This is a genomic window from Paracoccus alkanivorans (genome assembly GCF_003697785.1).
GTDB lineage: Bacteria > Pseudomonadota > Alphaproteobacteria > Rhodobacterales > Rhodobacteraceae > Paracoccus > Paracoccus alkanivorans.
In genome coordinates this window covers 99,229-112,429 of record NZ_QOKZ01000001.1, presented here as the reverse complement: position 1 = coordinate 112,429, position 13,201 = coordinate 99,229, and the positions used below count along the sequence as shown (strand labels likewise).

Sequence of the window (13,201 nt, the reverse complement as noted above, 5' to 3'; positions counted from 1 at the left end):
TGACCGGAGGATCAGGGATAATCGTGAAAGGACGCATAGGCCGGATGTTCTGCACACCACGCCCGGGCGGCCTCCCGTGCAAGCCCGAGCACGAGCCTTGCCTGCTGGCGGCGGGCGCGGTTGCTGTAGGTGCAGATCACCTCCAGCGGCGCGATGTCTTCGGTGACGGGAATCCGGATCAGCCGCCCGGCGGAAATATCCTCTTCCAGCGGAATCAGTGCGAGGGCAGAGGCGCCATATCCCCGCCGGACCATCTCGCAGATCGTGGCCAGCGAGTTGCCGTAATGCCGTGGCGCGGGCTGCGAAAGCATCTCGTCGATATACTCGGCCACCGGATTGAACAGCGGCGAGGTCTTGGGATAAAGCACCAGCGGCAGGTTCCTCAGCGCGTCGGGCGTCATTGGCAGCGCGTGATCCCCGACGATATCGGGTCTTGCGACCCAGCCCACCTCGTATCGTGTCACGAAATCCGCTTCCGGCGCGGGATCGCCGCTGGCGGTAAACGCCATGTCGAGCGTTCTGGATGCGACGAATCCTTGCAGCTGCGCATCCGCGCCGGAATAGAAATCGACCATCAGTTCGGGATGCCGGTCCCGCAGCATGTCGCGCAGCAGCGGCCCCCAGGTGATCGTCACCATTCCCGCAAGGCCCAGGGACAGGCGCTGCTTCTGCCTGTCCAGAAGCCGCGCGTTCATGGTTTCGCGCAGATTGAGGAATTGCAGCGCGAATTCGGCAACCTCGATACCCTGGTCGGTCAGCCTGAAGCCCGGTGCGTCCCGGTCGATCAAAAGCTTGCCGAGATCGTTTTCGAGCGAATGGATTCGCGCCGAAACCGCAGGCTGGGTCAGGCCGAGCCGTTCCGCCGTCAGCCGGTAGTTCTGGATCTGGCTGAGCCAGTAGAACGCTTCGAGTTGCTTGAAATTCATCGTTTCTCCGATAGACCGGATGACAGGAAGGAGATCACATGACCGTTGCCGTTTACCTTCCCCACGAGGACAAGACCGCCTGGTGGGTCGAGATGCTGCAGGACCTGCTTCCCGGTTGGGACGTGGCTGCCCTGGACGCGATCCGGGATCCGGCCTCGGTGCGCTATGCCGTCGTCTGGCGCCCGCGTCCGGGTGATCTGGCGCGTTTCCCGAACCTCCGGGCGATCCTGTCCATCGGGGCCGGGATCGATCATGTGCTGGCAGACACAGCCCTGCCGCAGGGAGTACCGATCATCCGCACCGTGGGCGATGACCTGACGCAACGGATGCGCGAATATGTTGCACTGCATGTGCTGCGTCATCACCGCGACATGCCGCGCCAGTTGCAGGCGCAGGCCGAACATGACTGGCACGCCATCGTGGTGCCTGTCGCGCCCCGGCGGATCGTCGGGGTGATGGGGCTTGGCAACCTGGGTGCGGCGGCGGCGCGGACGCTTGCGGGGCTGGGATTCGCGACAAGGGGCTGGTCCGCATCCCCCAAGTCCATCGACGGCGTCGAGACCTTCGCCGGCAACGATCAGTTCGACAGCTTTCTCTCGGGCTGCGAGATCCTCGTGAACCTGTTGCCGCTGACGGACCGGACACGGGGGATACTGGATGCCGGGCTGTTCTCGAAACTGGCCAAGGGGGCCTGCGTGATCAACTGCGCGCGGGGACCGCATCTGGTCGAGGAGGATCTGCTGGCAGCGCTTGACGGCGGCAGGATCAAGCAGGCGACGCTGGATGTCTTTCATCAGGAGCCGCTGCCTCCGGATCACCCTTTCTGGGACCACCCGGCGGTTACGGTAACTCCGCATGTGGCGTCGCAGATCGATGCGGTCACCGGCGGGCGGCTGATCGCGGCCAATCTGAAAACCTTCGATGAAACCGGAACCTGCGCCGATCTCGCGGACGTGACACGCGGGTATTAAGGCATTCTCATCGGGGCAGGATACCGGGGTCCCACTCGGAAACGCGCAGGAACAAGGGCTTGCAGTGCGGCGGTGTCCTGATGAAACAGCGCGGCATGGTCGCGTCATCCTGCTTTCTTCGGGCATCATTTCCGATATTGTCCCAACCCACCCCGTCCGCCGCGTCAGATATGGAAAGAAACCCCCTCTTCGGCCAGCCCCCCGCCGAGTGCGGAAACCGTTCCGTCCGCACGCCAGCATGCCGCGCCGGTCATCTCTCCATCGGGGGCAAAGGCGATGGCGTTCATGCCGCCCCCGATATGCGGGACAACGCGGATGTCATGGCCCATCTTTTCGAGTGCTGCCGCATGATGCGCGTAATCGGGTTCGAGTTCGACATGCGCGCCCTCGGTCCAGATCCTCGGGGCTTCCACGGCTTGCTGGAGCGTCATTCCGTGATCGATCAGGTTGACGATGGCCTGCATCGCCGAGGGAAAGATACGCAATGCACCTGGCAGGCCGAGTGCAAAGCACGGCCTGCCGCCTTTTAGCACGATCATCGGTGCCATCGAGGTCGGAACACGCTTGCCGGGCGCGATGGAAAGCGCTTTGCCCGGATGCGGGTCGAAATTATACATGTAGTTGTTGGGGATGATCCCGGTGCCGGGAACCATGAATCGCGCGCCGAACAACCCGTTGATCGTATGCGTGGCCGAGACAATCAGGCCGTCGCGGTCGGCCACGGTGACATGCGTGGTGTTCTGGCTTTCACGGTTGGGGGCAAGTTGATGCGCAGTGCCGGTTTCGCGAATCCGCATACGGCAGTCTGTGGCATAATCCTTCGATATGAACTTCTCCACCGGAATATCGACAAAATCCGGATCTCCCGAGGCCGCGCGGCGATCCTCGAAACCGATGCGGATCACTTCGGCCAGCAGATGCAGCCTTTCGGCACTGTCGAACCCCATCCCGGCCAGATCGTAGCCTTCGAGGATGTTGAGCATCTGCGTGACATGCACTCCCGAAGATGCCGGTGGCGGCGGTCCTGCAATCTCGTGCCCACGATACCGGCCAATGATCGCTTCTCGTTCGCGCGGACGATAGTTTTCCAGATCGGCAAGCGTGACCGAACCGGCATCCTCATCACCTGTCGCCAGCCGCTCGGCCAATGCCTGTCCAAGTGCGCCGCCATGTAACGCGGCGGCGGCCTGATCGGCGATGAGCGCCAAGCTTTCCGCGTAATCGGCCTGCACGAGGTGATGCCCCGGCTGCGCGGGCGCTCCATCGGGGAGGAAGATACGCGATATCTCCGGATCCGATGCCATGTCCTCGGCGTGGCGTTGAATGGTTCCGGTCAGGTATTGCGTCACCCGGAATCCCCCCGCCGCAAGCCGGATTGCCGGAGAGATGACGTCGGAAAATGGCAGTTTGCCGTACTGCGCCTGCATGGCGCACCAGCCGGCCAGGTTGCCGGGTACAGCAACCGATCCGGGGCCGAGCAGATTGCGTCGGCCCTCGGTTTCCATGTAGTCGGGCAACTCGTCCGCGACTGGCCGAAACATGTCGGGGCGTGCCGAGGCCGCGGCCTGTGACAGGCAGTCGAATACCACATGTGACCCGTTCCGCAGACGCAAATGCGCCACACCTCCGCCGGCGATGCCAACCATCATCGGCTCGACAACTGTCAGGGCCAGCAACGAGGCGACCGCGGCATCGACCGCATTTCCCCCGGCCGCCAGCATCTCGTGCCCTGCAGAAGAACCGAGCGGATGGTTGGTCACCACCACGCCCCCGGCCCCCCGCGCGGGGGCTTTTCGGCAGAGAAAGGGGAGGGCGGGTCTTGCTTCGATCATGTCTTGTTCTCTCCTGGACGGGCCATCATCGGAGACGGCGCGGAACAGAGATGTTGAAATCCGTGCGCGGGCCGCACAGGGGCTGCCGGGCCTCAGGATGCGATCTTCAAGCTTCCGGCCGGGATTGCCAAGCGGTTTTCCGGAACCGGGCAGGATATCATCATGCAGCGCCGTTGAAACCGACTGGCCAGCCGTGCGACGTCGGAGGAACAGCCATATGACCGGCCCTGCCGAAATCCCGAAAAATCGGGTGACGCCTTCATTCCGGGAATGCTCAGCGGGCGGCGCTGACTACCACTTCGATCAGCACATCCTTGCCCAGCTCCGCGACGCCGATCGTGGCGCGGGTCGGCAGATGCTCGGCCGGAAGCCATTCCAGCCAGGCTTCGTTCATGCCGTCTTTTTGCGAGAAATCCGTGATGTAGATCATCGCCGTGATCAATTGCTCCTTCGAGGAGCCGACCTCTTCCAGAAGCTTGTCGATCTTCTGGCAGATCTGCGCTGTCTGGCCTTTCATACCCAGAGACAGGTCATCGGCGATCAGTCCGCCGAAATGCAGGATACCTGCGGCTTCAACGACGCGATGATTGATTTTGGTCTGTATGTAGCGCTTGATCATGCCTGTCTCCTTATTGGCATTGGTTGGAGTGGAAACGGTCTATCGAGAATTTCGAGAGATCGGTCTGGGTAGAACCGGTGGCTGCAAGCTCGGCCATCAACTCGCCGACAGCCGGACCCAGTTGAAAACCGTGGGCGGAATAGCCGAAGGAATAGAAGATCCCCTCGTGCTTCCTCGATGCGCCGATCACCGGTATCTCGTCGGGCATGCAACCCTCGATGCCGGACCATGCCCGGATGATCGTGGCGCCGGCCATGATCGGAAACAGGCTGATCGCGGTGTCGGCGGTCAATCGAAGTTGCGAGAACAGGATCTCGGAACGGTTGCTGGCCGGTTCGGCGATGCCGCGCCGGCCACCGCCGATGACCACCGTGCCATTGGGCATCTGCTTGAAGGAGAGCGGGCGCCCCGTCGCGCCCACTACCGCGTTGCAGAAGGCCGGGAGCCGCGACGTGACCAGCATCAGCGGCGCAATGGCTTGGACCGGCACCGGCTCGTCCAGTTGTGCGGCCAGAATTCCCGACCAGGCGCCGCAGGAGATCAGCACCTTCGGGGCCCGATAGCTGTCAGTCAAGGTCGTTACCACCCAGTTGCCTGCCTCGCGCAGCAGGCGTTCGGCCCGGGTCCCCTCGACAAAGACCGCACCCAGCTGCTCTGCCTTTCGCCGAAAAGCGGTCGTGGTCCAGAAGGGTTGTGCGAAACCATCGTCCAGGCAGGCCAGCCCGCCCACAACATGATCGGCGACCGCCGGCAACAGCTCGCGCACGCGATGTCGGTCCAGCACGACCTCGTGTTCGAAGCCCAGCATCGCCAGTTCTTCCGCACGCTTGCGCAGGCCGGCAAGTTCTTCCTCGTTCTCGGCAAGCTTGATCTGCGGCGCGATCTGGAAGCCGCAATCCTCGCCCAGCAGATCCGGGATGTCGTGCCATATCTGCATGGAGCGCACGGAGATCGGAACTTCCGCGAAATCCCGTCCGAGACGGCGCACCCCTCCTGCATTCACGCCCGAAGCATGGCGCGCGACGGAATCTTTTTCGATGACGGTGACGGACATGCCGCGCTTTGCCGCAAAAAGGGCAGCCGCGCAGCCGTGGATGCCGCCGCCGATGACGAGCAGGTCAGGTGTCGTGTGCGGGGCCGGAACGATGGTCATGCCGGGTCCCGCGAATCCGGCATATCGGCCGAGTAATCGGCGAGTTCGGCAAGTGGCAGTGGCTTCAGCGGAGGGCGGATTCGATAGTAATCGACATCATCCGGTGATTTCCCGCTGCTTTCGGAGATGACTGAGGTGACAACGAGTCCGCAGATACGGCCCTGACAAGGTCCCATGCCTGTTCGCAGAAAGGATTTGACCTGGTTCGGTCCGGGTGCGCCTTGCGCGACGGTCTCCCTGACCGAACCGGCGGTGACCTCCTCGCAACGACAGATGACGGTGGCGTCGTCCGGATGCAGGATTTGCCGCGACGGGGTATACAGCTTTTCCAGAAAGGGCCTGACGCGGGCCTCCCGCTTCAGCGCCAGACGGAGTTCCGTGATGCGCGGGCCGGTTCCGCGCCCCTCCTTTTCGGCGATCGCGAGCCCGACGAGCCGTCCCTGCATCTCTGCCGATTTCGCACCCTCGATCCCGCCGCCATCGCCTGCGACATAAACATGCGCGCAGCTGGTTTCGCGATCCTCGGACAGCTCCGGGCGAAAGCATTTCTGGTTGTCGTCCCAGAAATGCCGGCAGCCCAGCAGCCGGGTTACTTGCTGATTTGGGACAACCCCCTGATGCAGCGCTACCGTATCGGTGGCAATTCGATGCTCGGTCCCTTTCGATCTGAACCGGATTGCGCTGACCGCTCCGCTACCCTCGATGGCAATATCCTCGGCGCCAAGATGAATCCTGACGCCGGACCGTTTTACCTTGCGGATCATCGACATCCCCTTGAGAAGATATTCCCGCGCGCCCAAGGCGGCTATCAGTTCGGGAAGCGTTCTGAACAAGCGCTCCCTTGGCACCGTTTCGACGATCGCCTTCGGAGGCGAGCCGGCATCGACCATCTGCGCCGCCAGCAACCAGAGCAACGGGCCGCTTCCGGTGAGAACAGCGCCCTCATAGGTGATGCCGGAGGTCTTCAGAAGGATTTGCAGTGCGCCGGCGGTGGTAACGCCGGGCAATGTCCAGCCGGGCAAGGGGCAGGGCCGTTCGATGGCGCCGGTCGCCACGACCAGATGACCGGCCCGGATGGCCGAGGATTTTCCATCCCGCGAGAATTCCACGAGCCGGTCGGGGCCGATATTCCAGACGGTGCTGCCCGGGCGGTAATCTACACCGTTCGCCTGCCGAAATTCCGAGGCGAGTTCCCGGCCGCGGGCATAATCCTGACCTAGAACACGTAGCCGGTTCTCGGTTGCGGATTCGATCGCGCGGTAAATCTGCCCACCTGGTTGCGGGTTCTCGTCCAGCACAACGGTCGAAAGACCCTTGGACGCCGCCTCGACTGCACAAGCCATGCCAGCGGGACCCGCACCTATGATCACAACATCCTTGAGCTGGGTCATATCTTTACCTCCACGCCGCCGCGTTGCCTGCTTACGGCCAGATCCTGCGAGACCGGGGTCATGCAGGCCTGCCGGTTCGGCTGACCGTTCACCTCGACCAGGCAGTCGAAACAGGCACCCATCATGCAGAATATTCCCCGCGGCTCCCCCGAAACCGCGCTGTCTCGCAGATGCCGGATACCCGATGCCGCAAGCGCCGATGCGACCGTGTCGCCGGGCCGTGCCCTGATGATCTGCCCCTCGAATGTGAAGGTGACGGTTTCGGTATCGGGGTCGATACGCTTAGGCATGATCGAATCTCCTGGGAGAGAACGCGGTGATTTCAGGCTCGAATTCGCCCTCGGCGATCATCCGGGCCAGCGGGCCGGCATGCGCCGCGGCCAGGGTCACACCCGAATGGCAGTTGATCGTATAGGCTCCGGAAAAATCGGTGGACTGTTGATAGACCGGAAAGCCGTCCGTGCTGAGGATGCGGACAGCGCCCCATGACCTGACAACGCGCAGGTTCCTCAGGGCCGGAAAGCAGCGGATCGCATATTGCGCGATGCCGGACATGACCGGGATCACGGAATCGGTCGAATAGCCCGTGTTTTCGTGGCTGTCACCGATCATGATCGTGCCTTCGTTGGTTTGTCTCAGGACATGTGTCGGCATCGGCAGCAGGGGCGCGACCCTTTCGGTCACGAGAATTTCCCCCTTTTCCGGGTGGATCGGAACATCCAGTCCGAGCATCGGGCCAAGCACCTTGTTGCCATGCCCCGCCGCAAGCACGATCCTGCCGCCCAGATAGCTGCCATGACTGGTAGTGGCCCTGAAGCCGTCGCCGTCCCGTTCGAGCGTTTCCACCCGCCCATCGGGGATATAGCGGCCGCCGCGGAGCCCGAGGCCCTTGTGCAATGCGTGCAGCAGTAACAGCGGATTGGCGTGGCCGTCATGCTTGCAGTAGGAACCCGAAATCACCTCTGGTCCCAAACCGGGCACCAGCTTGTCGAGTTGCTGCCGGTCCAACATCTCGGCGCCGTAGCCGCGCTCTCCGTTGACATCATGCATTCGCTGGTGCTGGGCGCGGACCCGCCTGTCCTCTTCTTCGGAAAGGATGAAATGCAGGCCGCCGGGTTTCTCGTAGTTGGGGGAAATACCGGTTTCCTCGGCGAGATGCTCGGCGAAATCGGGCCAGAGATCGGCGGATCGGCGTGTCCAGCGGGCATATTCATGCATCTTGTCGCCCTTGGACTGGACCCAGACCAGCCCGAAATTCCCGCGCGACGCCCGCAGCGCGATATCGCCTTCGTCAAGAACGGTTACCGTCAGCCCCCGATCCAGCAGCCCCCATGCGATCGCCGCCCCGACCAGACCACCTCCTACCACGAGCACATCGGAGGTGATGGAATTGTTATTCATCGTTTTCCCTCTCCAATCAGCAGACGGTCCAGACCATAGAGGCGGTCGACAAACAGCATCAGGACGACCGTGAAGAGAATGGCGACGGTGGAAATCGACGCCACGAGCGGGTCCGTGGTCTGCGAGATATGGGAAAAGAGCCGGACGGGCAGGGTGGTTGTCGAGGGATCGACGATGAATACCGTGACGGTGAGTTCGTCAAAACTGGTGATGAAGGCCAGCACCCAACCGCCGATCACACCCGGTATGATTGCCGGCAAGGTGATGCGGCGAAACACCGTCCAGCCGGAGGCGCCCAGTGAGGTCGCCGCCATCTCGACAGACCGGTCGAGCCCGATGACCGCGGCCAGCACCAATCGCAGGATAAAGGGAGTGATGATGATCGCATGACACAGCATCAACCCGAAAAAGGTGCCGTTCAGCCCGACTAGTGTCAGGAAACGCAGGAAGGCGATCCCCAGAACGACCGTCGGCACCATCAGCGGAGACAAGAACAGCGATTGCAGCGCCTCGCGCCCCCGGAACCTGCCGCGGCCGATGGCAAGCGCCGCCGGCAGCGACAGCACGGTCGCGACGCAGGCCGAGGCAAAGCCCAGCTTGAGGCTGACCCAACCGGCTGCGATGAAATCCGGATGGTTCAGGATCTCGCGGAACCAGCGGAGGGAGATACCGCTGGGCGGAAACTCCAGATAGCCGGTAGGGGTGAAGGAAACTCCCACGACGACGATGATCGGGGCCAGCATGAACAGCGCGAACAGCACAGAGAACAGCTTGGCGAAGGAGCCATTCGGTTTCATGCGAACACCTCGCTGTAGCGGCGCTCTACCAGGCGGTTCCAACTGACCATGATAACCAGCACGGCAAGCAGCAGCAGCATTGCGATGGCGGCTCCCAAAGGCCAGTTCAGCGTATTCATGAACTCGTCATAGACCGTGGTCGAGACCACCTTGATCCGCCGTCCGCCAAGGATGGCCGGTGTCGCGAAGGCACTGGCGGATAGCGAGAAAACGATCAGCGAGCCCGACAATATCCCGGGGATCACCTGCGGAAACACGACCCGGCGAAAGATCACCACCGGTCCGGCGCCAAGCGATTCAGCCGCTGCCTCGGTCGCGGGATCCTGTCGTTGAAGCGAAGCCCATACCGCCAGCACCATGAACGGGATCATCACATGCACCAATGCCAGAACGATGCCGCCCGAGGTATACATCATCTTGACCGGACGCTCGATCAGGCCGAAATCCGTCAGCGCCGTGTTGATGACCCCCTTGTTGCCCAGGAGAATCGCCCAACCCAACGTCCGGACCACGACCGAGATCAGCAAGGGCCCCAGCGTGACCAGAACCATCACCGAACGCCAGAACGGGGTCATCCGGTTCAGGAAATATGCCTGTGGCACGCCGATGATGGCGCAGATGACGGTTGTCGCCAGGGCGATGGCGAAGGTGCGGGCGAAGATTTCGTAGAAATAGGAGTCGCCCAGAACTTCCTTGTAGTTCGCCAGCGATATGTCGTTGCTGATGCCTTCATAGAAGTCGAAGCTGTTAAAGCTTAGCACGAAGGTCATGATCAGGGGCACGACGAGGAGAACACCGAACAGCGCCAGTGCCGGGGCGCTCAGCGACCACGATCTTTGTCCTGTCATGTCCGGGATACCTTTTGCTCGACGGGCAGGATGCGCAAATGCCTGCGATCCCAGTTCAGGAACACCTGGTCCCCCGGCGCGGCTTCCCGATGTCCGGTATTGCGGCGGGTCACGAGCAGCTCGCCCAGCCCGGTCTCGACCTTCAGCAACCACTGGCTGCCCAGAAAGACCCGCTCGGTAACCCTGCCGGGAATATCCGTGGCAGAGGAGGCGATCTCGATGCGTTCGGGACGAATGGCAACCACCACCGGGCCTTGCGGCAACGAGACGGGATCGCTTTCGAGCCTGATTCCGTTGCACTCGACGATTGCGCCGTCCGGCGTTTGCGAGATTAATTCTGCCCGCATGTTATTGCTTTTACCTAGGAAATTCGACACGAAGGGCGATGTCGGGGTCTCGTAGACGTCGAAGGGCGTGGCCTCCTGTCGGATTTTACCGTTTTCCATCACGACGACTGAATCGCTTAAGGCCATCGCCTCTGACTGATCATGCGTCACCATGACGGTCGTGACCCCCGCCTCTTGCTGAATGCGCCGCAATTCAAGCTGCATCTCCTCGCGCAGCTTGGCGTCGAGATTCGACAGTGGTTCGTCGAGCAGCAGCAATTCGGGTTCGATGACAAGTGCCCGGGCAAGGGCGACGCGTTGCCGTTGCCCGCCCGACATGGCGACGGGATAGCGGTCGGCGAGATGAGCCAGATGCACCAGTTCCAGAGTGTCGGCGACACGCCGGTCGCGTTCGCTCCTGTCGATCTTGCGCATCTCCAGTCCGAAGGCGACATTCTCGGCCACGGTCATGTGCATGAACAGTGCATAGCTTTGGAAGACGATCCCGAGGCCCCGCTTTCTTGCCGGGATGTTGGACAGATCCTTGCCGTTCAGGAAAATGCTTCCCGAACTCGGCTCGGTGAAGCCCGCGATCATTTGCAGGGTCGTGGTCTTTCCGCAACCCGAAGGGCCCAGAAGCGATACGAAACTTCCCTTGTCGACCTTGAGATCGAAGTTCGAGACAGCAACAAAATGGTTATAGAGCTTGGTCAGTCCCTGGAGTTCGAGGAACGCCATGAAGATCCCCCATTTTTCAATTTTCGAGGTAAGCGGACTGTGGGCGGCCCGAAGAGGGGCCGTCCAGCCAGCCGACAGCGTATTACCGTTCGACCTCACGCGCCCAGCGGGCAGTCCATTCCTGCCGCAGCGGGTTGATCTTGTCCCAGTCCACCGCCACGAGGTCATTGATCTTCTCGCCATAGGGCAATGTCTCGGCAAGCTCAGGCGGCAGTTCGGAGGTGGTATTCACCGGCCCCGCACCCATCGCATCGCCGATTTTCACCTGGATTTCCGGGTCGAGAAGATATTGCACGAAAGCCTGGGCCTTGTCGGGCACATCACTGTCGACTACCGGGCAGGAGGCCAGCATTAATGCCACAGCGCCTTCCTCGGGATACGCGAACTTGGCAGGAAAGCCGGTATCGGCAAGGGATTTGGTGCGACCCGAGCCCCAGATCGAGAGGGCGATTTCCTCGGACTGGAACAATTCCGACATCTTGCCCGATGACGGCTCGAACACCAGCACATTGGGCGCGACTTCATCGGCCAGCACCTCGAAACCGGGGTCGATATTGTCCTCACCGCCGCCGCTGAGACGGGCCATCATGACCAGCGTATGCAGCCCATAGGTGTTGGAGATCGGGGGAATCGACAGCAATTGTTCGTATTTGGGATCCTTAAGGTCTTCCCAGCTCTTGGGCGGTTCCCAACCCTCGCGCTCGAACCATTCGGCGTTATAGGTAAAACCGGTTGCCACGAAGCCGATCCCGACCGAGTTGTCGCCGAGTTTCGCGATGTCATAGACGTCGTCATAAACCGGCGCCTGCTCCAGCGGGGCGCAAAAACCAAGTGCATCGGCCTGGTACATCGGCCCGTCATCGAGGATGACCACGTCCAGTTCCTGCGCGGATTTCTGCGCCTGCAACCGGGCAAGATTCTCGGTCGAGTTCCCCGGCACGAAGGTGATCGAAACGTCGTTTTCGGCTTCGAACCGGGGGATAATCAATTCTTTCATCAGCGTCTCGAACGAGCCGCCATATCCCCCGACGGTTAGCGTATCCTGGGCTAATACCGCTCCTGCGGAAGCGGTCGTCACGAGCGCGGCTAGCGTCATCTGGCGCGTATTCATGGTACTTCCCTGTTTTATTGTTTCGATGGTGGGAAGCTGGCCTCTTTTGACAGTGAATTTCAATTGAATTAAGTTAAGGAGTCCATTCCAAAAAGTTATGAACTATCAATGGCCCGAACCAATATCCGCCAGATCGAGGCGTTTAACGCGGTGATGAAGGGCGGTTCGATTACCAAAGCGGCGGAAACGCTGTATGTCAGCCAGCCGGCGGTCAGCAAACTGATCCACGCCTTCGAGGATTCCTGCGGTTTCAAGTTGTTCATACGTGCAGCAGGTCGAATTCGCCCGACCGCCGAGGCAAGGCGGCTGTTTCTGGAGACAGAGAAATTGCAGGCCGGGGTTGCCCGCGTCGAGAACACTGCCAAGGCGATCCGAGGGCTGGAACGCGGCGAGGTCTCGGTTGTCGCTTTCCCGGCGCTCAGTTTCCGCGTGGTGCCGAAATATGCCGCAATCTTCATGCGTGGCCGCAGGGAGGTTTCGCTGCAACTGCTGACCCGGAATTCACCCAGCGTCGCGGACACAATGCTCAACGGCGCGGCGGATTTCGGGATCTCGCTACTGCCGTCGCATCATCCGGGAATTGCCTGCAAACCCTTTGCCGATATCTCGATGGTTTGCGCACTACCGCCCTCGCATCGGCTTGCCGGGCGCGGCCATGTCGAACTCGGCGACCTTGCCGAGGACCGCCTGATCTCGCTCGGCCGGGCCGATACCTCGCATCAGCAGGTTATGGCTGCCTTTTCCGAGGTCGGGGTGAAGGTGCGGTTGGGCATCGAGGCGCAGATGGCGGATGCGGCCTGCACACTTGTCAGCGAGGGGCTGGGGGTGGCCCTGGTGCCGTCGCTGATCAGTGTCGGCTGGCCTCGGGAGAAGGTGGTCTTCAAGCCGATACGGCCGAAGGTCAGTATGAAGACGTGGCTGTATTCCTCGGCCTTCGAACCGGTGCAGCAATTGGCCCTGATGTTGATGGAAGAGATCCGCAAGGGCATAGAGGAAATCGAGAACGGCTACAGCTTGCCGTGAAGCCGGGCAAGCGCACCGGGATCGAGGCCGGGATGATCCAACCCCGGCGAGCGGAAATCGGCATT

13 protein-coding genes are annotated in these 13,201 nt (G+C 61.6%); 2 read left to right on the top strand and 11 right to left on the bottom strand.

Features of this window, described 5'->3' with window-relative positions; all coding sequences use genetic code 11:
• Positions 1–11 precede the first annotated feature (11 nt).
• Positions 12–926 (bottom strand): LysR family transcriptional regulator, encoded by a 915-nt coding sequence (locus C9E81_RS00545; protein ID WP_122110378.1) that lies wholly within the window; start codon positions 924–926, stop codon positions 12–14.
• A gap of 38 nt (positions 927–964) precedes the next feature.
• Here C9E81_RS00545 and C9E81_RS00540 point away from each other — a divergent pair, with 38 nt between their 5' ends.
• Positions 965–1,897 carry a 2-hydroxyacid dehydrogenase gene (locus C9E81_RS00540; protein ID WP_122110377.1) on the top strand — a complete coding sequence of 311 codons (933 nt, stop codon included), beginning with the start codon at positions 965–967 and terminating at the stop codon, positions 1,895–1,897.
• Between the two features lie 164 nt (positions 1,898–2,061).
• On the opposite strand, the gene ggt is transcribed toward C9E81_RS00540, so the two are convergent.
• The 10 genes from ggt to C9E81_RS00490 all read right to left on the bottom strand — a co-directional run bounded on the left by ggt (position 2,062) and on the right by C9E81_RS00490 (position 12,113).
• On the bottom strand, positions 2,062–3,729 hold the full coding sequence (gene ggt / locus C9E81_RS00535; RefSeq protein ID WP_122110376.1) for a gamma-glutamyltransferase: 1,668 nt from the start codon (positions 3,727–3,729) through the stop codon (positions 2,062–2,064).
• A gap of 274 nt (positions 3,730–4,003) precedes the next feature.
• Entirely contained in the window at positions 4,004–4,348 is a 345-nt protein-coding gene (locus C9E81_RS00530) for a RidA family protein (protein WP_122110375.1), read from the bottom strand.
• Between the two features lie 10 nt (positions 4,349–4,358).
• Positions 4,359–5,501 (bottom strand): NAD(P)/FAD-dependent oxidoreductase, encoded by a 1,143-nt coding sequence (locus C9E81_RS00525; protein ID WP_122110374.1) that lies wholly within the window; start codon positions 5,499–5,501, stop codon positions 4,359–4,361.
• Positions 5,498–6,892 carry an FAD/NAD(P)-dependent oxidoreductase gene (locus C9E81_RS00520; RefSeq protein ID WP_122110373.1) on the bottom strand — a complete coding sequence of 465 codons (1,395 nt, stop codon included), beginning with the start codon at positions 6,890–6,892 and terminating at the stop codon, positions 5,498–5,500. Before C9E81_RS00520 ends, C9E81_RS00525 begins: the two co-directional genes overlap by 4 nt.
• Positions 6,889–7,182: a (2Fe-2S)-binding protein gene (locus C9E81_RS00515; RefSeq protein ID WP_122110372.1), complete on the bottom strand. Its 294-nt coding sequence runs from the start codon at positions 7,180–7,182 to the stop codon at positions 6,889–6,891. Before C9E81_RS00515 ends, C9E81_RS00520 begins: the two co-directional genes overlap by 4 nt.
• A complete protein-coding gene (locus tag C9E81_RS00510; protein ID WP_122110371.1) occupies positions 7,175–8,293 on the bottom strand; it encodes an NAD(P)/FAD-dependent oxidoreductase in 1,119 nt (372 codons plus the stop codon). Before C9E81_RS00510 ends, C9E81_RS00515 begins: the two co-directional genes overlap by 8 nt.
• Complete coding sequence (locus tag C9E81_RS00505; protein WP_122110370.1) at positions 8,290–9,090, bottom strand: ABC transporter permease; 801 nt, start codon at positions 9,088–9,090, stop codon at positions 8,290–8,292. The genes C9E81_RS00510 and C9E81_RS00505 overlap by 4 nt, the downstream gene beginning before the upstream one ends.
• The gene (locus C9E81_RS00500; protein WP_122110369.1) at positions 9,087–9,938 is read right to left on the bottom strand and encodes an ABC transporter permease; all 852 of its coding nucleotides are present in this window, start codon (positions 9,936–9,938) and stop codon (positions 9,087–9,089) included. Before C9E81_RS00500 ends, C9E81_RS00505 begins: the two co-directional genes overlap by 4 nt.
• Positions 9,935–11,002 (bottom strand): ABC transporter ATP-binding protein, encoded by a 1,068-nt coding sequence (locus C9E81_RS00495; protein ID WP_122110368.1) that lies wholly within the window; start codon positions 11,000–11,002, stop codon positions 9,935–9,937. The genes C9E81_RS00500 and C9E81_RS00495 overlap by 4 nt, the downstream gene beginning before the upstream one ends.
• Positions 11,003–11,084: 82 nt before the next feature.
• Positions 11,085–12,113 carry an ABC transporter substrate-binding protein gene (locus tag C9E81_RS00490; RefSeq protein WP_122110367.1) on the bottom strand — a complete coding sequence of 343 codons (1,029 nt, stop codon included), beginning with the start codon at positions 12,111–12,113 and terminating at the stop codon, positions 11,085–11,087.
• Between the two features lie 108 nt (positions 12,114–12,221).
• Here C9E81_RS00490 and C9E81_RS00485 point away from each other — a divergent pair, with 108 nt between their 5' ends.
• A complete protein-coding gene (locus tag C9E81_RS00485) occupies positions 12,222–13,136 on the top strand; it encodes a LysR substrate-binding domain-containing protein (RefSeq protein WP_122110366.1) in 915 nt (304 codons plus the stop codon).
• Positions 13,137–13,201 lie beyond the last annotated feature (65 nt).